Raw genomic sequence first — 20,162 nt, 5'->3', positions numbered from 1 at the left:
TTTTACAACCTTGTACGTGGAGCAAGATTGAGATAACAAACACATTTTTTACAAACCTCATTTTTATCCATATCCAGGTTTTTTCTAAACCCAATAGCTTTGTCACTATTTAATATTTTGTCTAAAGATTGCTGCCTGATATTTCCGTAAGATGGATGAAAAAAACAAGGTCTCACATTTCCATCTGCTTCTATTACAGTAGAGACCCACGGCGCATTACAGCGTTTAAAAGGAAATTCATTCAAGCCATAAAAGGCCGCATAATAACTGTAAATTTTTTTGATCTTTTCCGGTGATTCAGCAATAAAATTATTTTCAAAATCAATTGAGTTGGTGATCAATAATTTCTCAATGATTTTTTCAAGATCAGGTAAATCATCCTTAGATAAAAGAATTTCATGTTGACGTTTTTCGTCCCATGTCAATTCCCGGTTAAATGCGTGGCTGCTTACATCAGCAGGCAAAAAACTGATTTGTTGCAGGCCGATTTCTTTTGCAGCCTCAATAATCGCTGGCCACTTACGAAAATTCAATTGATGAATAACAGTCCGCGCGCTAATTTTAAAATCTGGATTTAATCTTTTTATTGCTTCAAATCCTTCTTTCATTTTTTGGAACGCGCCGGGAATATTCCTGATCCTGTCGTGCGTTTCTTTATCACCGTCAAGAGAGACAATAATATCGTTTACATAACCCACCAGCAATGTGGCATTTTTTTTAAGCGTCAGTCCTGTTGATAACAAACTCACTTTAATTTTTTCTTTATTTAGTATTTCACAAAACCTGAAAAAATTGGGATTCAGTAATGCTTCTCCGCCCGACATCAATACTTGTCTTGTCCCAAACTTTTTTAGTGAAGCTAACAATCTCTGAATATCCTGCTCGTTCAATTGTCTCAGATTGTGATTGCCTTTCCAGATATCACACATCACACACCGGCAATTGCACGCACTGTGGGGCATCAGGATAACAATAGGCAAAGCAGTGATCCTGCTCGTTTGTAACGTTCTGTGACGTTGATAAGTTTGATATAAAGTTTCAGTAAACATCACACATAATTATTTCTGATCACTATCCGGTAAAAAGGATTTTTTCGAAATAGTAATTTGTTTATCCATGAACGTGGATTATATAAAATCTTATAGTTGTAGGATTTTAAATCACGCAAACGGTGATGAAAATAATATTTCGACATCTGCGGAAATCCAAGCTCTGAAAAATATTTCCGCGTTCTTTGCCTGGCCGGGAAAACTTCTTCGATAGCATAAAAAGGACTATCAAGAATGTATATTTCTCCCTGCAGCGTTAAATGTTGTATTGCAGTATTGACAATATCTTTCACGGATTTAAAATATTGAAGAGAAGCAGCAAATACAATCAGGTCAAACTTTTGATCAGCAAGAATTCCGGAACGAATATCGCCATATACAAAATTGAGCCGCGCTCTTTTTTGGAAAACTTTATTGGCTTTTTTTAGTTCTGCGCGGTTGATATCAATTCCTGTAACCGTTCCTTTTGTTATAGACGCGAGCTGCGCGGTAAGCCATCCATTGCCACAACCAACTTCAAGGATATTGCAAATGCGGCCCTTCTTTTTTATGTAATTCAAAAGATGATAGCAACTTTTTTCCCTGATTTTCCATTCCTTAAAAAGCGGATGCGAATGAGCAACGTGTGGAAGCCTTGCAATTTCATTTTCAGTAAAATACCTGCCTTCTTTTTTTCTGAGGGAAATATAAAGTCTCTCAAATTCATTTTGACTTAATGAATCCGGCTGGAAAAGATTGTTGTTTATGATCCGTAAATGATTCAACACAAATTATATTAAAATTTAAAATCCCTGTATTTCCGGTTGACGATATTTCCAGACACGTTGCAATAGTTTTATCTCGTAAGGATATTGATAAAAATTCATTCTATATCTCAAACCTGCAATCAGCTTCATCGTACTCCGTTTCAGATTATTGAGACGGATATCAGAAACGGTTGGGTAACAGCCATTTAAAACTGTTTCAAAATTTCTGATCTTATCAATCATTTCCGGCAGCAGCCACGGTGTCAAAGGATTTTTTCGCAAGTCAAATTTTTCCCATTGTGGGCTTACCCAATCTTCCAGTTTTTGAGGATAAGCGAACCCTGAAGCAAGAACTTCATTGTATAAATCAGAACCTTCGGTGGGCACCGGGCTATAAGTGTATAAAACAATTTCAGTTTTTGGATTTACCGCTTTTACTTTTTTAATGAAGTTGATATCAAATTCAATTTGCTGCATTACTTCCTCTGTGGTTGAAGCGGGAGTTCCGAGTACAAAAGAATATTCTGGAATAATATCAAATTTTTTTAAGCGTTCTGCAAAGCGGATTATCTGCGCACCGGTTTGTGTGCCGCCCTTATCTAATTGATGTAACACTTTATCATTGCCGCTTTCAGCGCCAAAGAAAATTATTTTACAGCCTGCTTCCCGAATAAGCGCTAGTGATTCATCTTTAAATTTATCCATTGTGTCAATTCGCGCCATTCCCCACCAGTTCATCTTTTCCGGCTTTATCAGCTTTGCAAATGCAACCGCTCTTTTTTCGGAAACAAAAAAATTGTTGTCGTGAAATTCAATGGCATCGGCTCCCCACTTGTCCTTGATATATTTTATATCACGATAAACATGTTCTGCTGATTTTGCTTTCCATCTTGCTTCATAAGTGGGCACCACCGCACAAAATGAACAGGTAAAAGGACACCCAATACTCGAATGGTAAGCCAATGTTTTATTTCCCAAATAAGTTTTGCCGAGATACTTTTCGATTGAATAAATCTGGTGCAATTTATCGTAGGGCAATGACGGAAGAGTGTCCTGGTCTAACAAATCCTGCTTATGGTTTTTGACGATTTTACCATCATATTTATAAACAAGATTTTTGATCAATTCGTACGGTTTATTATTTTCTAACGCCTCGATTAGTTGAGGAAAAGCCGCATCACCCGGGCCATTGATCACAAAATCAACATAGCCGGAATTCAATACAACTTTGTAATGACTTGTAGGAAAATAACCACCCCAAATCATTACAGTATCTGCAAATTCTTCTTTAATTTTTTTTGCAAAAGGAATGGCTTGTTTAGTCTGCGGGCCCGGCATCACGGTAAAGCCAATATATTTATATTTTCCTGTAGACAGGTAACTTTTTATTTTTTCATAAGGATGTTCCTCGCGGTTCCCATCAACGATTGTCCATTCATAAGTTCCATCAACGGAAGCGGCAATATTCATAATAGAATTCGGAATGCGATGTTTAACTATGGCGCTGCGTGGATTAAATAAAAGTATCTGGTTCATACTTTGTTCCAAACGAAATATTTGCAAGGAAGGTTGCCAACCTTGAAAGGTTGGCAACCTTTATGACAGCTTTGTACGTTTTAATCTTCGGCAACTGTCGTTTATCAGAAATAATTAAAAGCAAATGAATCTATTTCAAAAATTCAATTCTCTTTCCTTAAAAAGCAATTTAGTTTCAAAGCCAGATGGGGCGTACGATTTATGGGCTGCTGATTATGATTCGCAGCCCGATAACATGATGCTGGCATGGGATGAGGATATATTTTCAAGGCTGATAAATACTATGGATTTACACAATAAAATAATCGCTGACATTGGCTGCGGAACCGGTAGGCACTGGAAAAAAATTTATGAGCGGGAACCAAAAAAAATAATTGGTTTTGACGTATCTGAAGGAATGCTGAGCATATTGAAACAAAAATTCCCGGAGTCAGAAACCCACCATTTAATAAATGATGAGTTAAAAGAATTAGAGAACCAATCGTATGACATGATTTTTTCTACGCTTACCATTGCTCATATTAAAAATGCAGAAAAGGCATTACACGAATGGAGCCGGATTTTAAAGTCTGGCGGAGAAATAATTATTACAGATTATCACCCAACTGCTTTGGCAAAAGGCGGTAGAAGAACATTTAATTATCATGGTAAAAAAATTGCTGTGAAAAATTATGTTCATTCAATTGAAAAATTAAAAGGCATTGCAAGGCAACTTGATTTAGAAGTGATTCATTTTATTGAAAAGTCAATTGACGAATCTGCCAGGCCTTTTTACGAAAAACAAAGCGCACTTCACGTTTATGAATCCTGGAAAGGAACGCCAATCATTTATGGAATTCATTTAAAGAAACCGGATGTGGTTAAATAGTGTCAACATTATTGGAAGTGAAGGAATGCAACATATCCAGGTTGCAGATGGAAAAATAAAATCTGTTGCTGAAAAAAATAATCAGGGGAACTCAGCAGAAATTAAAATTGAATTTAAAAATGCCCTTGCTTTTCCTGGCTTGATCAACTCTCACGACCATCTTGATTTTAATTTATTTCCTCAAACCGGCAACCGCATTTACAATAATTATGCTGAATGGGGAAAAGATATCCATTGTGAAAATAAAGAATCCATCAATAATGTTTTAAAAATCCCGCAACATCTCAGAATACAATGGGGGCTTTATAAGAACCTGTTGAATGGAATTACAACTGTTGTAAATCACGGAGCAAAATTAAAAATTAGCGATCCTTTCATTACCGTTCTCCAGGATAACTATTCTTTGCATTCTATCCGGTTTGAGAAACACTGGCAATTAAAACTTAATAATTTTTTTGCAAAGAGACAACCGTATGTAATCCATATTGGTGAAGGAACAGATGAGATGGCTCATAAAGAAATTACCACGTTGATAAAAACAAATTTCTTCAATAAAAGCCTGTTTACTGTACACGGCGTTGCAATGGATGAACAGCAGGCAAAAAATTTTAAAGCATTGATTTGGTGTCCGGCTTCCAACTTTTTTTTGCTGAATGCGACTGCCGACATCAAAAGATTAAAGACAAAAACCTTAATTCTTTTTGGAACTGATTCTACATTAACTGCAGATTGGAATTTATGGAATCATCTGCGATTGGCAAGGAAAACAGGAATGATGAATGATAGCGAATTATTTAATTCACTTACAAAAACCCCTTCTGTTGCCTGGAAACAAAATCATATTAGAATCATTTCAGTCAATAAAAGTGCTGACATGGTAATTGCCAAACCTATTAATGGCAAAGGTCTTGATGCATTTTATTCGTTGAATCCTAAAAGTATACAATTGGTTTTGCATCGCGGGGAAATTCGTTTGTTTGATGAGGAAATAAAAGATCAGTTAGTCGTTTATGATTTTCCCATTTCACAATTCAGCAAAATAAATATCGACGGAAACTGGAAATATGTTTATGGAGATGTGCCTAAATTAATAAGAGAAGTAAAAAGTTATTATCCCGAGGTTAATTTTCCCGTTAGTATTTAAAATTAATTTATGATCAGTCTGATTGACCTGAATTATCACACTCATTCTAACATATCTAATCCGGAAGAAGTATTGGAATTGCAGAAAGCATCAATCGGCTTTGTAGATTTCATAAAGGAAAAATTGTCAATTCAACTGATCAAACACTCTAACTATGAAGGCGAAAAGTGCATCAATGGTGTGAAGTATGTTTTCTTTAAAAGCAAAAACAGATTTCTGCATATTCCTTGCAAAACACATCGCCATATTCACAAACAAAACTTGGATATTATCTTAGTTCAGGGATTAATTTTTCCGTTACAATTAATTGCTTTGAAATTAATACTGCCAAAAAAAACAAAAATAATTGTACAGCACCATGGCGAAAGACCATTTACCGGCATTAAGAAATCTTTTCAGAAAATAGCAGATCATTTCATTGATGCGTACCTTTTTACAAGTATCGAAAATGCCGCCGAATGGATTGACACAAAAATAATTCGGGATAAAAAAAAGTGTTCTGAATTGCTGGAGGCTTCCACCTTTTTTACTGTAAAAGATAAGCTGGAATGCAGGCGCCAGCTATCTTTTAAAGGAAATCAAAATTTCTTATGGGTAGGAAGATTAAACAAGGGCAAAGATCCAATAACTGTCATTAATGCTTTTGAAAAATACATTATTATTTATCCGGAAGCACGCTTGTTTATGATCTTTCACACGGAAGAATTATTGCCGGTGATCCAGCGAAAATTAGAAGAAAATGAACATTTAAAAAAAGCGGTGATACTGAAAGGAAAAGTAAATCATGATGAGTTAGAAACCTGGTATAATGCCGCTGATTTTTTTATTTCTGCAAGCCATAAAGAAGGAAGTGGATATGCGCTGATAGAAGCGATGTCATGTGGTTGTATTCCTATTGTTACCGAAATTCCTTCTTTCAAAAAAATAACGGATGATGGAAAATTCGGACATTTATTTGAACCGGGAAATCCGGAAAGCTTATTGAATACTTTATTGAATTTAAAAAATATTGAAAGAGAAACATTGACCAAATCAATTATCACTCATTTAAATCATTCTCTTTCATTTAAATCAATTGCTGATAATCTTTATTCAATTTGTGAGAGCCTTACTAAGAAATAAATTCATCACTGATTTTGCAGTTTCATTTATCGCATAAGGCATCACTGATTTATATTCAAGATCTGGACAAGAAAGGATTTGATGTGCTTTTTCAATCATCTCTTCTTCAGTTTTTACAATATGCCAATGGTCAAAATCAACATTCATTGGTTTACAAAAACTAATGACATGGCAACCGGCATATAGAGCTTCCAGGCAAACCATGCTAAAACCTTCATACGAAGATGAATGAAGAAAAATTTTTGATTGTTGCATCAGCAGCAAAAGATTTTGATGAGTCATTTCACCATTTAAAAAAACATTGTTGGAGAGACCGTATTCCCGCACTTTTTTTTGCAATACAGATCCCTGCTCGCCTTTGCCTGCAATGATAGAACAAATGTGAGGGAAATATTCTTTTAACCGGAAGATACAACCAACGAAAACATTATATTGTTTCAAAGGAATTAAAGAGCCAGCTCCAAGCACATCTATCGTCCTTTGAGAAGAACCTTTTTCAAATAATTTCTGTTCAATACCATTTGGAATAATGTGAGCAGGACGAATTAAATAATTTTTAAAAAACTCATCCGCAATAAAATCAGATATGGCAATCAGCTCCTTAGAAGACGGTTTTATTTTAGCAACAAATTTATTTCCTTCTTTTGCATCCTGGCCTGCGATCCAGCTGTAATGCGGTATTCGAAATCTTTTTCCAAAGCGATGGCCTATGAAAGCACATTCACCAAGCCATAAAGAAAATAAACCGATCACATTACTTTCCTTTTTGAGTCTTTTTAATTTTCGCCAAACTCTGAACCATAAAAACCGTCTCGATAATTTTCCTTTGTTCCTTCCTCCAAAAGAAAAAATGGTGTTTCCATTCCAGATATATTCTGCCAATGTATAAGGATATTGAAAAGTCACAACAATGATTTTGATACAAGAAAAATCTTTGTTGAGTGTCCTGATAAGACCTTGAAGAAAAGGAAGGCAGGAAGTATCCAGTTCGTCTTCAGGAAAGCCAGGAGTCAATATCACCAATGAGCGCTGATCTTTTTTCATCTAAGGAAATAATTTTGTTGCATAATAAGAGGCTTTCTTTATTGTGGGTGATCAGGATGATTATCTTTCCGTGGCTCGCTAATTGACTAAAATATTTAATCAAACAATCTTCGGAATATCTGTCAAGCTCGCTAAAGGGTTCATCAAGAATGATGAGATCAGCATCTTTATATAAAGCTCTTGCAATGGCGATTCGCTGGCGCTGTCCGCCACTTAAATTTTTTCCTTCTTCTGTAATAATCTTATTATATCCCTCTGGAAACTTAGATACGGTTTCTTTCAATCCTGTTACCCGCAGCAATTCTTCTAATTTTTGAAAATCGAAAATGCTTTCATTTAAAGTGATATTCTTCAAAATAGTATCATAGATTAGTAATGGTTGTTGTTTAACATAGGAAATATTTTCCCAAAAGGCTTGTCTTTGCTGCATTTCAGTTGGAGTCCCATTTACCAAAATTCTTCCTTCAGCAGGTTCTAAAAATCCCAATAACAAATTCATCATTGTTGTTTTCCCTTTTCCTGAAATTCCTGATAAGCCAACAAAATCTCCTTTTGAAACAAAAAAAGAAAGCTCTTTCAAAACAGGCTCAACTTTGAAATGAAAAGAAACATTTTTAAATTCAATAGAATGTAGCGGAAGCTTTTTTTCAGAAATATTTTTAGGACTAAGCGATTTATTTTTTACCAAATAATCAATTGTAAATTCATAAGTATTTATTTGTCCACTGCTTATTAAAATTTTTACAATGCCTGGAATTATCTTGTAAGCCGCTGCGATAAAGGCTCCTAAAGTAATTATTGAAATTGAGTTTGTATTAGCAGTAAACGAATGAATAAGAATCAGGATCAGCAATCCTAAAATGGCAAACATTTCAATAACCCTCGATGGCATATTCTGAACTACTAATTGTTCAGAAAGAACATCATTAAATTGTGATTGCGATACGTTATACCTTTTTGAAAAAAAAGGTTTACCGTTATATAAATTACTTTCAATAAAACCTGTTAAAGCTTCCTTCAGGTATTGAATCGTTTTTTCGCTGATGTCCTTTGCTGTTTTACGGATTGAGTTGATTCTTTTTTTCATTAAAAAGCTAATGAGAATAATGGGAGGTGCAAGAATGACAAAAAGCAGGGCGAATAAAACAGGATTATAAATCAATATTGCTATAATTGTTATCAGGATTAAAACAGACTGGCTTAAGATCTGTTGAAATCCTCCTAAAACATAATGTCCAAATTCAACAGGCTGCTGGCTGATTCTACGTATATGGACAGACGAATCAACATTGACATAATTATTATAATCCCCGTTAAGATAACCGGCTAAATTTTTTTCCGAAAGCCTTGATGACACCCGGTAAACAAATTTTAATTGCATCCGCATAACCCGGAATGCGAAATAGTTCTTTATGCTGAAGAGAATAAAAAAAACGGTTATCAGAAGAAGCGGAGATTGTTCAAAAATATCAAATGACCGATAAGTTGATATTGAGTTTGCCGGATTTGTATAAAATTGGATCACCAATAATAACATCGCCAGGAAACCTATATCCAATATGCTTACTAAAATATTGAGGAAAATAAGTTGTATTATTTTACTCTTTTCCTTTCCGGTGAGAATGGAGAATATATTTGTTATCGTTTTTTTCAAGATCTGGAATTGTAATTAATAAATTATCGTGGCGAAATTGGAAAAAACAATTTAAAGACATGCCTACCGGTCCATACGTTTTTGATCACGCCACGGATCGTAAAATCTACTGTTACTTTTACAGTATAAGAACCCTTTCCAATACTTATCGTGATTTAAAATAAAAAGGTTGTTCTTTTCTTTGAGTTTGTTTTTAAATGCATCTAAAACATCAGAAATCTGAAGACATCTTTATTTTTTCTTTTAAAATGCCAGGCTAGCAATTGCACTTAGAGACGGTTTATCTATTTCTATTTATTTTTTAAACTTTTAATTTAAAATGTGATAAAATGAAATTATCAAGTCAATTTCTGGAAAACTCTTTTTGTAAGGAAGGAATTCTTTATCTATTATCTATTTTTCTCATCGGTGGCCAAAAACAGATAAGAAAAGATGTTTTGATATCTCCTTATTCGCAAATAAAAAAAGCATTTACAAATATTACTTCATAAATGCTTGACTTTTCACGTGGGCCCACCAGGACTTGAACCTGGGACCACCTGATTATGAGATTCTAAATCGGCTTTTTTTAGCTTTATCTAAGTTGACTTATTTTACCTGAAATACAGGTCAGTAAAGAGTTTCAGAAAAAAATAATTTTTCAGATTCACTCAGCCTTTTGCTATTTAACCTATATTTGTTTGCAAATTGTTTGCAAATTTTAAGGTACTTTTTTATACAAATTTTCCGCCCGTTTCTGTTCTTATAACAAGCTATAAAAATAGAAGCCAATTTACTTCTTCATAAAATTTTTCCTCATGGTAACAGTAAATATTTTTCACGATTTGCGCAGGGTTAAAAAAAATAATTTGTACCCTGTCAAAGTCAGGGTAACTTTTGACCGCAGATCAAAATATATGGAAACCGGCATTGATCTTTCTAAAGAAGATTTTGAAAAATTATCTTCCAGACGCATCAGTAAAGAATTGCTTGACATTAAAGAAAATCTTTTAGAATTGGAAGCGAAGGCAAATTCAATAATAAAAATCGTGCGGCCTTTTAACTTCCCTGTTTTTATTGAAAAATTTAAACAGAAAACCTATGATGCAACGTACGTTGAAACCCTTTATGTAGAAATAATAGATAAATTAATGGCCCAGTGCCGGGTCGGTACTGCCGACAATTATAAATCCAGTCTTCAAAGTCTTTTACTGTTTAAAAAAAATTTGCGATTCGAAGATGTAAGTGATACTTTTCTATTTCGATATGAAACGTGGATGCTTGAAAGAGGCCGCTCTATAACAACTGTAGGCATTTATTGCAGGTGTCTTAGAGCAATATTTAATGAAGCGATTTACAGAAAAATTATTTCACTAGATTACTATCCTTTCGGCAAAAGAAAATACCAAATGCCCGTAAGCAAAAACATAAAAAAAGCTCTCAAACTTCAAGATATGGGCAAGATTTATTTTTATCAGCCGAAACAGGAAAAAGGATTAGAAGCAAAAGCCAGGGCTTTTTGGTTATTTAGCTACTTTGCTAACGGGATGAATATGAAAGACATTGCCTTACTAAAATTCAAAAATATTTCTGACGAATTTTTAACCTTTGAAAGAGCTAAAACAATAAGAAGTACACGAACAAATCCAAAGTTAATTACTGTATATATTAATGATGATATAAGAGCAATTATAAGAAAATGGAGTAACTGGGATAAGAGCAGGGAAAACTATATTTTCCCAGTCTTAAAACCCGGATTAACTCCCTCACAACAAAGAGATCGTATTAAAGAATTTATAAGAGATGTAAATGACGGAATCAAATCAATATGTATTGAAGCAGGAATTGAAGAGCATGTTACAACTTACAGTGCACGCCATTCTTTCTCCACTGTTTTAAAGCGTTCAGGGGCCAGTATCGAATTTATTTCTGAGGCGCTGGGACATACAGATGTAAAAACTACTGAGAGCTATTTGGACAGCTTCGAGAATGAAATGAAAAAAGAATTTTCAAATTCTTTACTTGCATTTAAAAATGTTGGTTAAAACTATATTCTAATGCAGATGCAGGATTTATGTGCGAACATGCGAAGTTCGTGGATATTTTCAGATCCTTCTGTAAGTGATTTCCCAAGTAAATGAATGCTATTATAATTCAGTGCTATTGACATCAGATCATCAACAGCGGCTTTAAGGAAAAGATTTGTCTTTTAATGATGGCCAAATGTGCTTTTTTATTGAACATTTGGCCGTTAATAAATCAAGTAATGCCGGCCAAATCTGCTTTTTTAGATTTTCGGAGATGCTCGAAATAAATTCTTCCGCTGCCGATCTTCTATTATTTTAAGTGGGCAGATAACAGATTAATCAATTTCTTTTGTAAGCTGTTCTGCCAACTGATGCAATTTGCGGGCTAATGATGTTTTATCAATCAGCTTAGTTTCATAGTCGGCAATCATTGCTTTTGATAAGTTCCGTGACATTGCATATTCCACTACTTCCGTATCTTTTCCTTTGCATAATAATACGCCAATGCTATGGTTCTCGTGTGGCCTTTTTACATCACGGTCAAGTGCCTCGAGATAAAAATTAAGCTTACCCAAAAATTCTGGTTTAAACTCTTCAATCTTCAATTCAAACAATACAAGGCATTGCAGGTCACGGTGATAAAAAAGCAGGTCGGTATAATAATCTTTATTACCCACCTGCAATCTGAATTGGTTCCCCATGTAAGCAAAGCCTTTTCCTATTTCAAGGATAAATTTTTGCAGGTTTTTTATAAGCGCCTGTTCAAAATCTTTTTCTGAATGAACATCAGGCAAATCGAGAAATTCGAAGATGTAAGGGTCTTTGAAAACGCCCTGTGGAATTTGGGTCAACACCGATGACACAGATTTATCAGATAACATGGTTCGTTCATAAACGGCAGCATTTAATTGACGTTCCAGTTCCCTTACTGAAAGCCTTTCTTTGATGGCATGAAGCAAATAAAATATCTTTTCTTCCGGTGATTTTGTTTTATTAAGAATATGAAGATGAGCCGACCATTGTATTTGTGTCAACACGGTTGTCACAAACTGATTTGGTTCTGAATTTTTCTCTAATTGTGACAACATCGTTGTCACAATTGAAGTATTGCTGGCAACAACACCTTTTAATGAATCTGGGACTGCTAACAGAAATTGGGGATCTGAATAGGTTTCATAAAACTGTTTCATCCTGTAAAGTCCTCTGCGATTGAAACCTCTTAAGCCCGGTTGTTTTATCTGAATATATTCAGCAAGCTGGTCAATAGTTCCTTCTCCCCAAACCCCTTCTTTCACTTTTAAAGCAACAATACTACCAACATGGTAATATAGCATCACCAATTCTGCGTTTACTTTACTAAATGCACGATTACGAGCTTCTTCAATTAATAAAAGAATGTTCTCGAAGTCAATGCGTGTATTATTTCTTTGCTTGCTCATTTCTTACTCTATAAATATTTCGCTTAAAACAATTTCCGATGTTAACGTCTATTTCTGTTGTTGAAACTCTTTCACCACTATCATCGGTAGTTGTTTTATTGCCCTTCGTTTTGAACTAAGGTCCTTATTAAATTATATGATTTCATTTAAACTTAAAGATACCGGTTTTCCCAATTCGAGTCAGGCGCACTTACGTCTGGGTCCAAATAAAGGCCTAACGCTGACAATTCAATAAGAAAATAAACTGGAGATCAGTTACGCATTCCTGCGGCCTTCCTCTGTCTTTAGTATCTCGGCTACCTAATATAACAAAACAAAAAGGCTCTAGTGGATTGGACAGAGGTTTGCAGTTATTTTATATTGCAAGCGTTTATAAGTTTTTTTATTCTTCATTATATATTTTTTTAAAATAGAGTTTAGCTTTAATCTTGATTATCTCCTATACTTTAGCTTCGCGGATATTTTTATTTCCAGATATGCCACATTCTTCCAATGATAACATACAAATTTTCCTTTCTCTTTTCAAAGGCAGAGAAGATGTGTTTGCCATTCGATGGGAAAAGGATGGCAAAAGTGGATATATGCCTGTTTATGATTTGAATTGGAATGAATTTTCAAAACATAAAGCAAGAGGTGGTACTTTAAAAGATTTCGCCGATAAAAGATTTTCAAATCTTACTGAGGAAAGAATTGTGAATCACCTCGCGGGGAAAGAAGTAATCGGGCTTTATCCCTTATTACCCGATAATACTTCCTGGTTTATTGTTGCCGATTTTGATGAAAGCCTATCCAGTAAAAAAAGCTGGATCGAGGAGTGCAGATTTTTTATTAAAGCGTGCGACATTCATCGGCTTCCCTGTTACCTTGAACGCTCACGAAGCGGAAAAGGCGGCCATGTGTGGATTTTCTTCGAATCTGCTTACCCAGCGTATAAAAGCAGGAAAATAATTTTACATATTTTGGAGATTGCCGGTATCATTTCAGCTTTCGATAAAAATTCGAATTATGACAGGCTTTTTCCCAACCAGGATTACCATTCAGGTAAGGGACTCGGAAACCTCATCGCATTACCCCTTCAGGGAAAAGCATTGGAAAACAAAAATTCATGTTTTATTGATCCTGCTAATGAGATGCCTTTTGAAGACCAGTTTAACCTTTTAGAAAACGTCCAGAGAGTTTCCGTTGAGCATTTAGATAACATTCTGTATAAAATAGACAATTCAACAGAATCAAATGTGCCGGTAAATTCTATACCAATTTTAGCAGATCAAAATGGAATTCCAATAATATTAAACAAACAGATTTTAATTCAAAGAAAACAACTTACTCCCGAGTTAATAATCTTTTTAAGAGAGAAGCTCAATTTTTTAAATTCCGATTATATCATAAAAAAGAAGTTGGGCAAAAACACATTTTCAATTCAGCCTTATTTCAAAATGCTGGAAGAAAAAGAAGGCCTTGTTTTATTACCAAGAGGTTTTATTGGCAGATTGCTACGTTTTTGTAATGAGAAAAAAATTAAGTATCATCTGATTGATGAACGGAAGAAACTTACTGAAGTCCATTTCTCATTTAAAGCATCTTTGTATGAGTATCAGCAGCAGACAGTTAATATAACAGACAAAAAAGAAATAGGGATTATAGTCGCTCCTCCCGGTTCCGGCAAAACCATCATGGCGCTGGCCATTGTAGCAAAGAAAAGACGACCAGCTTTAATCATTGTCCATCGAAAACAGCTATTTGATCAATGGGTGGAACGTATTCAATCTTTTCTTGGAATTGCTGAAGCGTTTATTGGAAAAATAGCTCCAGGTCAACAAAAAATTGGTACACATATAACCGTTGCGATGATTCAAAGCCTTGCTGCTATTGACACAACAAACGATGTCTTTAATTCGTTTGGATTAATCGTTATTGATGAATGTCATCATATTCCTGCTAAAACATTCAGAGAAGTGATCAGGCATTTCTCTTCCTATTATTTATACGGGTTAACTGCTACGCCGGTCAGAAAAAACAATGATGAAAAACTTATCTTCATTTATATCGGCGATGTTATTCATGAAGTAAGATTTCCTGCAGAAGATTCTCTGTCTTCTAAAAAGGTATCAGTAATTATCAGGGAAACGGATTTACTTATTCCGTTTGATTATAGAACAGATAAGCCTGAAACACTTCACCAGATACTCATTCATGATTCTGCAAGAAACCAACTGATCATTGAGGACATTAAAAGGGAAGTAAATACCGGTAAGAAAATATTGGTACTCACAGAAAGAAAAGCTCACATAGAGGTTTTATATCAGTATCTGAAAAACCAATATGAAGTAATAACCATTTCAGGAGAAGATGCAGTATCAGCAAGAAATTCAAAACTTAAACAAATCAGAGATGGACACTTCCAGGTTTTGATTTCCACAGGGCAGTTCTTTGGCGAAGGAACCGACCTGGATAATCTGGACTGTTTAATCTTGGCTCATCCCTTTGCTTTCGAGGGCAAATTAATACAATACATAGGCAGAGTGCAACGTGGAGAAATTACTCCTGTTATTTATGATTACAGGGATATTTGTATTGATTACCTGGAAAAGCAATTCAGGCAAAGAAACCGGTACTATAAAAGATTATTGAATACCGGGCAGTTACAAAGATTTGAAGAACTAATCCTGCTATTTGATGAGCAAAAAGTTTATATAAACTCACTGGAATTTCCTTTATCCATTAACTGCCTGGATTTACCTATGGAAGTAGAAAAGTTTAAAGAAGGAATTATATGGAAGGTCAGGGTACTGGCTTATGATGAAGAGAGTGGCGAGCTTACAGCAGAAATTATTAATTATCATGCGAAACCGGAAACGCCTGCCAGTAAACAAACTTATTTACAGTTTTTAATAATTGATAAAATTAAATTCCGCGCTATTGATACCGCTCGCTTATTACTCGCCACAGTCCTTCAAAATAATCCAATTATACAAGAAGCAAAGCCAATTATCAATCGCGGAATCGCAGTTAATCCAATTCCCAAAAAACTGTCGCGAACCATGAAAGTCCCATTCAATAAATTGCAATTTTTAGCAGGGCGTATTTCCTTCCCTTTATTTGTTGAAGAATTGAATCTGGAAATTACTTTTGAAATTGAGAACCTGAATATTCGGTCGGAATTTGAAGTAATTAAAAGTTATTTCATTAAAATTTTGAAGAAGAAATTAATTTGTGTTGAAATTGAAATTCATTATAAGGGAAATGAAATTATTAATGTGTCTGCAAGTTCTGATGATATTGATAAAATAAACAGTAGCATTATTGATAATGTACGTTTTGAATTTGTGAAAAGAGAGATGCTGACTTTCAAAGGAAATCCGGAAGAATCATCGGCTTTGAATACTTTTGAGGATTTACTTCCAAAAGAAAAAAATGTTGTTGGAAAAATATTTAAATCAGAGGGGGATTTAATTGATGACTTGCTCAAAATAAAGAATTCAAAGCATTATTATCAACTCAAATATCTTTCATCACAACACTTGTCATCAGTTCTCAAAATCAGATTTATTCTTACTCCCTTTTCTTTTTTGTTTTTGCTCGATGGAAATAAAAAGTACCATATAATTTGGGAGACTCTCAATAGTGAAGAGGCCACTTACATCTGGCATTTTGAAAAATCAATGGATGCCCTTAGACAAGGATTAAAAGAAATTGAAACTATACTCCAGGAAATAAAAACTACTGGCAAACCAAATTATATTAGAAAAGAGGATTACAATTTTAGCCGGATTGTTCACGATTATACTGATGCAAAAAGTGGGTTCACCGTTTGGAAAGGAACGTTAGAGGATAGATTAGTTTGATTAGCAATTTAATTGCGGGCACTACTGGTTGTTACCATAATCCTTTAAATCTCAAAAAGGAATTTAGTCATGCACAAAGTATGGAATCTTTAATCGAATGAAGGCGTGCGCGTATTTAATTATGGTAAATCGTAGATGACAGCAATCATTTTTTGTTAATTTTTTAAATTATTATTAGCAATAAAAATTCCCAAACCTTAGTAAAACTTTTCTTACCTTAATTTCATTTTACTCCATACTGGTAGTATTTATTACTAATCGCTGATCCTTCTGTTAACAAGGACTTACAGGTACCTCATCAAAATTTAATGAGGTATTAATAATATTAATCAGCTTAATTAAATTTGACTCAGGATTTCTATTTGTGAACACGAAAATGAAGAAGTATGGAAGAAACACCTATGCTGTTTCCAATAGCTCCCAGCGAGTTTTGGAAACAAATCAAAATTATCATCGAAGACGTAATTGCTGAAAAATTAACCCAGCAAAAAATCTCCCCACCCAACAATCACTTACCGGAAAAAACTTTACTGAAACCATCAGATGTCTGTGAAATTTTCCAGGTATCCAAGCCAACACTTTATGAATGGCTGAGACAAAAAAAGCTGAAAAGTTTGCGTGCAGAGATAGAAAATTTAATAAGTGGACAGGGCAAACCTTTAACCTCAAAAGGAATTAATCACCATTAAATGTGTAGCAATGAACTGTGAACAAGCCAATCAAATTGACCTGGTGGATTACCTGCATTCCATAGGACATGAACCGTCAAAGATCAGAGGCAATGATTATTGGTACCATTCTCCTTTAAGAGATGAAAAAGAGCCATCCTTTAAAATTAACCGGAACAAAAATGTCTGGTATGATCACGGCCTCGGGAAAGGAGGAACGCTGGTGGATTTTACAATAGAATATTACCATTGTAATAATGTAGCAGAAGCGCTACAAAATCTTTCTTTTTTTCAAGGGCGAAATCTTTTTCAAAACAGTTGTAACAGACCGCCGTTCCACTCGTATGAGCACAATACTTTCCCGGACGATACGAGAGAAACGGCGATAAGGATAATAGCCGCAAAGCAGCCCATACAAAACCCCATACTTTGCCGCTATTTGAAGCAAAGAAAAATAGAAAAAAATATTGCCAATAAATACTGTTATGAAATTCAATTTACTAATGTTAGCAACGACAAAACATACATCGCAATCGGATTTAAAAATAATGCAGGCGGATATGAATTACGCAACGAATATTTTAAAGGAAGCAGTTCTCCAAAATACATTACTTACCTGGATAATGGAGCAAATAAGGTAACCGTTTTTGAAGGCTTTTTTGATTTCATGAGCTATCAAACCATTCATCAAAATCAGCAGCAGAAACTGACAAATTTTCTCGTTTTAAATTCCCTTTCCTTTTTCGAAAGAAGTCTTCTTTTAATGGAAAAACATCAAAGTATCCATCTGTATTTAGACCAGGATGAAGCCGGCAGAAAAAATACAAAACAGGCTTTAAAGAGATCTCCAAACTTTAAAGATGAAAGCAAGCTTTACAAAGGCTATAAAGATTTAAATGACTGGTTAAGCAATTTTGGGAGGTTGAAAATGCAAAAGAATGTAAGGCCGTCTGTGCATAGGCGCCTTTAAAATCTTTCTAAGCAAGCGGTGTTTTTGTTGCACAAAAACCCAGCTTGCTTTTTCTCCCGTTGGTCGCAAAAGAAATTGCAGAGGAAAATGACAAGTGAAGAAACCATAACAAAGCATCCCGGAGGCAGGCCGAAAAAGCCGGTGAAAAGAGACATTGTAAAAGGAGTAAGATTTACCAAAGCGGAATTTTATGTGGTAAAACAGAATGCCGCAAAAGCCGGAATTGGGATTTCTTTATTCATCCGGCAAACGGCCATAAATGGAAAAATAAAACCACTGTTGGATGAGGAAGAAAGGCAATTTGTCAGGCAATTAATAGGCATGGCCAACAACTTAAATCAACTGACAAAGAAGGGCCACCAGGAAGGATTTTTAACAGCAGTACTGATGTTTGAAAAATACAAAAATTCCATTGATGAACTATTAGAGAAACTCAAAAGATGATAAGCAAAGTGATCATAGGAAAAACATTTTCAGGAGTGTGCAGATACGTGTGCAGGGATCAAAAAAGAGCCGTGGTTCTGGATGCTGAAGGTGTCAGAGATTATGACTGGAAATTAATGTCTGAAGATTTTGACAGGCAGCATTCTTTAAGACCTACTCTTTCAAAAGCTGTTTTTCACGGCATTCTAAGTTTCTATCCAGGAGAAAAAATTGAGGATAAAAAAATGATAGAAATAGCACACCAATATTTACAAAAAATGAACGTTTCAGATACCCAGTTTTCTATCACTAAGCACATCGATAAAGATCATTCTCATCTGCATATCATTGCTAATCTTGTCAACAATAAAGGCGAAACAATCAAAGACAATTGGATAGGTTTACAAGGCAAGAAAGTTGCCCAGGAGATGACACTTAAATATGGATTAAAAGAAGCGATTTCAAAAGATTTATCTCATACTCATCTGGAACAGTTAAATGAGAAAGAAGCGAACCGTTATATTATTTACCAGACGATTTTGGAAATGCTACCTCAAAGTAAAAGCCTTGACAACCTAAAAGAAAAATTAGCCGTAAAAAATATTGAAACATTATACAAATACAAAGGGCAAACAAAAGAGTTACAGGGCATCAGTTTTAAAATTGGAAATTTCAAATATAAAGGCAGCGAAATTGATAGAAAATTCTCTGTAAAGAATCTTGAAAAAGCAATTTGTAAGAAAGAATTACAGACATCAATTAAGCCCTTACTCGCCACTTCAAATTTAAATCGGAATAGCGAAGAAAACTTTATCACTGAAAATAAAAAATCATTAGGTAAAGACATCAATATTTTGCTACCGGTAATCAATCCACACGAAAATAATCAACCACTTCCCTATCAATGGAAATTAGGTAAAAAAGGGAAGAAGAAAAAATCAAACCGTTTGCATCCATAATTTAAATAGATTTTGATGAATGAGGTATTATTAAAAACAATTATAGAGAAGCTGGAAACTTTGGAAATTGCTTTACTAAAACAAAGTCATCCGGCTAAAGATTGCGAATCACTAAATGCATTAGAAACGCTAATTAAATCAGTTCAATCGGAATTGATGGAGCTTAATTCCGAAGTCAGAAGAAACACTGATTGTGTAACTAATCTATCAAATCAAATAAATACTTTAAGACTCAACTTGACTCATCCTGAACAAAATCAGGTTAAGCATATTCATCATTTTCATAAGCATATATGGATCAGCCTTAGCCTATTCATCATTTTATTATTATGTGCTTATGGATGGATGAATTGCCACATTGAAAAAAAGCAATTTGAAGCCAATGATATGAAATATAGATTTTGGAAAGCGAACGGTAATGCGAGTCTATTAAAAATCATTTATCGCACAGATAGTTTGTACAATCTTGATAAGGACGGTTTTACAAACGAGGTTCTGCGGGCGGAACATGAAATTGCTGAACAAGAGAAGATGAATCGGCTTGCTGGTGAAAAGAAAAAGATAAATAAAAAATGAAATGGTTTTTTCGTTACCGTTTCTTATGTGATTAACAATTTTCTTTAGCTTGATACAAAAGATTTTTGTCACTACCTGGTTCTTTAATTACTTGGCAAATTGGTTTAAGTCTA

17 protein-coding genes are annotated in these 20,162 nt (G+C 34.6%); 11 read left to right on the top strand and 6 right to left on the bottom strand.

The genetic code is table 11. The features are described 5' to 3' along the window. Positions 1 to 2 precede the first annotated feature (2 nt). Genes EFY79_RS03640 through EFY79_RS03630 form a run of 3 tightly spaced genes read right to left on the bottom strand, consistent with a single transcriptional unit; the run spans position 3 to position 3,331 of the window. Positions 3 to 1,049 carry a radical SAM/SPASM domain-containing protein gene (locus EFY79_RS03640; protein WP_123119327.1) on the bottom strand — a complete coding sequence of 349 codons (1,047 nt, stop codon included), beginning with the start codon at positions 1,047 to 1,049 and terminating at the stop codon, positions 3 to 5. Beyond that, positions 1,049 to 1,813: a class I SAM-dependent methyltransferase gene (locus EFY79_RS03635; protein ID WP_158605139.1), complete on the bottom strand. Its 765-nt coding sequence runs from the start codon at positions 1,811 to 1,813 to the stop codon at positions 1,049 to 1,051. Before EFY79_RS03635 ends, EFY79_RS03640 begins: the two co-directional genes overlap by 1 nt. 18 nt (positions 1,814 to 1,831) lie before the next feature. Then, positions 1,832 to 3,331 carry a B12-binding domain-containing radical SAM protein gene (locus EFY79_RS03630; RefSeq protein WP_123119325.1) on the bottom strand — a complete coding sequence of 500 codons (1,500 nt, stop codon included), beginning with the start codon at positions 3,329 to 3,331 and terminating at the stop codon, positions 1,832 to 1,834. A 124-nt stretch (positions 3,332 to 3,455) separates the two neighbouring features. Between EFY79_RS03630 and EFY79_RS03625 the strand changes: the two genes are divergently transcribed. The 3 genes from EFY79_RS03625 to EFY79_RS03615 are packed head-to-tail and all read left to right on the top strand — an operon-like array spanning position 3,456 to position 6,465. Then, positions 3,456 to 4,199: a class I SAM-dependent methyltransferase gene (locus tag EFY79_RS03625; protein ID WP_123119324.1), complete on the top strand. Its 744-nt coding sequence runs from the start codon at positions 3,456 to 3,458 to the stop codon at positions 4,197 to 4,199. Then, on the top strand, positions 4,186 to 5,343 hold the full coding sequence (locus tag EFY79_RS03620; protein WP_123119323.1) for an amidohydrolase family protein: 1,158 nt from the start codon (positions 4,186 to 4,188) through the stop codon (positions 5,341 to 5,343). Before EFY79_RS03625 ends, EFY79_RS03620 begins: the two co-directional genes overlap by 14 nt. Before the next feature lie 9 nt (positions 5,344 to 5,352). Beyond that, complete coding sequence (locus tag EFY79_RS03615) at positions 5,353 to 6,465, top strand: glycosyltransferase family 4 protein (protein WP_123119322.1); 1,113 nt, start codon at positions 5,353 to 5,355, stop codon at positions 6,463 to 6,465. Here EFY79_RS03615 and EFY79_RS03610 read toward each other — a convergent pair. Then, positions 6,436 to 7,509, bottom strand: coding sequence for a glycosyltransferase (locus EFY79_RS03610; protein WP_123119321.1), 1,074 nt, complete (start codon positions 7,507 to 7,509; stop codon positions 6,436 to 6,438). The two genes, EFY79_RS03615 and EFY79_RS03610, sit on opposite strands and share 30 nt — an antisense overlap. Further along, positions 7,460 to 9,163, bottom strand: coding sequence for an ATP-binding cassette domain-containing protein (locus tag EFY79_RS03605; protein WP_123119320.1), 1,704 nt, complete (start codon positions 9,161 to 9,163; stop codon positions 7,460 to 7,462). Before EFY79_RS03605 ends, EFY79_RS03610 begins: the two co-directional genes overlap by 50 nt. A 329-nt stretch (positions 9,164 to 9,492) precedes the next feature. Here EFY79_RS03605 and EFY79_RS21370 point away from each other — a divergent pair, with 329 nt between their 5' ends. Both EFY79_RS21370 and EFY79_RS03600 read left to right on the top strand, forming a co-directional pair. Beyond that, entirely contained in the window at positions 9,493 to 9,654 is a 162-nt protein-coding gene (locus EFY79_RS21370; protein WP_158605138.1) for a hypothetical protein, read from the top strand. A gap of 306 nt (positions 9,655 to 9,960) precedes the next feature. After that, on the top strand, positions 9,961 to 11,187 hold the full coding sequence (locus EFY79_RS03600) for a site-specific integrase (RefSeq protein WP_123119319.1): 1,227 nt from the start codon (positions 9,961 to 9,963) through the stop codon (positions 11,185 to 11,187). Positions 11,188 to 11,504: 317 nt separating this feature from the next. On the opposite strand, the gene EFY79_RS03595 is transcribed toward EFY79_RS03600, so the two are convergent. Further along, positions 11,505 to 12,608, bottom strand: a complete 1,104-nt coding sequence (locus EFY79_RS03595; protein ID WP_123119318.1) for a PDDEXK nuclease domain-containing protein — start codon at positions 12,606 to 12,608, stop codon at positions 11,505 to 11,507. 476 nt (positions 12,609 to 13,084) lie between these two features. On the opposite strand from EFY79_RS03595, the gene EFY79_RS03590 reads away from it, so the two are divergent. From EFY79_RS03590 to EFY79_RS03565, 6 genes are all read left to right on the top strand, one after another. Beyond that, positions 13,085 to 16,453, top strand: coding sequence for a DEAD/DEAH box helicase (locus EFY79_RS03590; protein WP_123119317.1), 3,369 nt, complete (start codon positions 13,085 to 13,087; stop codon positions 16,451 to 16,453). Between the two features lie 386 nt (positions 16,454 to 16,839). Continuing rightward, a complete protein-coding gene (locus EFY79_RS03585) occupies positions 16,840 to 17,142 on the top strand; it encodes a helix-turn-helix domain-containing protein (RefSeq protein WP_123119316.1) in 303 nt (100 codons plus the stop codon). A gap of 10 nt (positions 17,143 to 17,152) precedes the next feature. Beyond that, complete coding sequence (locus EFY79_RS03580) at positions 17,153 to 18,091, top strand: toprim domain-containing protein (RefSeq protein ID WP_123119315.1); 939 nt, start codon at positions 17,153 to 17,155, stop codon at positions 18,089 to 18,091. A gap of 87 nt (positions 18,092 to 18,178) precedes the next feature. Beyond that, the gene (locus tag EFY79_RS03575) at positions 18,179 to 18,535 is read left to right on the top strand and encodes a plasmid mobilization protein (protein WP_123119314.1); all 357 of its coding nucleotides are present in this window, start codon (positions 18,179 to 18,181) and stop codon (positions 18,533 to 18,535) included. Further along, positions 18,532 to 19,473, top strand: a complete 942-nt coding sequence (locus tag EFY79_RS03570) for a relaxase/mobilization nuclease domain-containing protein (protein ID WP_123119313.1) — start codon at positions 18,532 to 18,534, stop codon at positions 19,471 to 19,473. The genes EFY79_RS03575 and EFY79_RS03570 overlap by 4 nt, the downstream gene beginning before the upstream one ends. A gap of 15 nt (positions 19,474 to 19,488) precedes the next feature. Continuing rightward, positions 19,489 to 20,049, top strand: a complete 561-nt coding sequence (locus EFY79_RS03565) for a hypothetical protein (RefSeq protein ID WP_123119312.1) — start codon at positions 19,489 to 19,491, stop codon at positions 20,047 to 20,049. Positions 20,050 to 20,162 lie beyond the last annotated feature (113 nt).

The sequence above is a fragment of the Hanamia caeni genome, from assembly GCF_003721595.1.
In the GTDB taxonomy this organism is placed as follows: Bacteria; Bacteroidota; Bacteroidia; order Chitinophagales; family Chitinophagaceae; genus Ginsengibacter; species Ginsengibacter caeni.
Note: the sequence above shows the minus strand (reverse complement) of the source record. Positions and strands in the feature narration are given on the sequence as shown.

Excerpts from the sequence above, each read along its gene's own strand:
- EFY79_RS03640 (WP_123119327.1), bottom strand. The coding sequence starts at position 1,049 with ATGTTTACTGAAACTTTATATCAAACTTATCAACGTCACAGAACGTTA.
- EFY79_RS03630 (WP_123119325.1), bottom strand. The coding sequence starts at position 3,331 with ATGAACCAGATACTTTTATTTAATCCACGCAGCGCCATAGTTAAACAT.
- EFY79_RS03625 (WP_123119324.1), top strand. The coding sequence starts at position 3,456 with ATGAATCTATTTCAAAAATTCAATTCTCTTTCCTTAAAAAGCAATTTA.
- EFY79_RS03620 (WP_123119323.1), top strand. The coding sequence starts at position 4,186 with ATGTGGTTAAATAGTGTCAACATTATTGGAAGTGAAGGAATGCAACAT.
- EFY79_RS03615 (WP_123119322.1), top strand. The coding sequence starts at position 5,353 with ATGATCAGTCTGATTGACCTGAATTATCACACTCATTCTAACATATCT.
- EFY79_RS03610 (WP_123119321.1), bottom strand. The coding sequence starts at position 7,509 with ATGAAAAAAGATCAGCGCTCATTGGTGATATTGACTCCTGGCTTTCCT.
- EFY79_RS21370 (WP_158605138.1), top strand. The coding sequence starts at position 9,493 with ATGAAATTATCAAGTCAATTTCTGGAAAACTCTTTTTGTAAGGAAGGA.
- EFY79_RS03600 (WP_123119319.1), top strand. The coding sequence starts at position 9,961 with ATGGTAACAGTAAATATTTTTCACGATTTGCGCAGGGTTAAAAAAAAT.
- EFY79_RS03595 (WP_123119318.1), bottom strand. The coding sequence starts at position 12,608 with ATGAGCAAGCAAAGAAATAATACACGCATTGACTTCGAGAACATTCTT.
- EFY79_RS03590 (WP_123119317.1), top strand. The coding sequence starts at position 13,085 with ATGCCACATTCTTCCAATGATAACATACAAATTTTCCTTTCTCTTTTC.
- EFY79_RS03585 (WP_123119316.1), top strand. The coding sequence starts at position 16,840 with ATGGAAGAAACACCTATGCTGTTTCCAATAGCTCCCAGCGAGTTTTGG.
- EFY79_RS03580 (WP_123119315.1), top strand. The coding sequence starts at position 17,153 with ATGAACTGTGAACAAGCCAATCAAATTGACCTGGTGGATTACCTGCAT.
- EFY79_RS03575 (WP_123119314.1), top strand. The coding sequence starts at position 18,179 with ATGACAAGTGAAGAAACCATAACAAAGCATCCCGGAGGCAGGCCGAAA.
- EFY79_RS03570 (WP_123119313.1), top strand. The coding sequence starts at position 18,532 with ATGATAAGCAAAGTGATCATAGGAAAAACATTTTCAGGAGTGTGCAGA.
- EFY79_RS03565 (WP_123119312.1), top strand. The coding sequence starts at position 19,489 with ATGAATGAGGTATTATTAAAAACAATTATAGAGAAGCTGGAAACTTTG.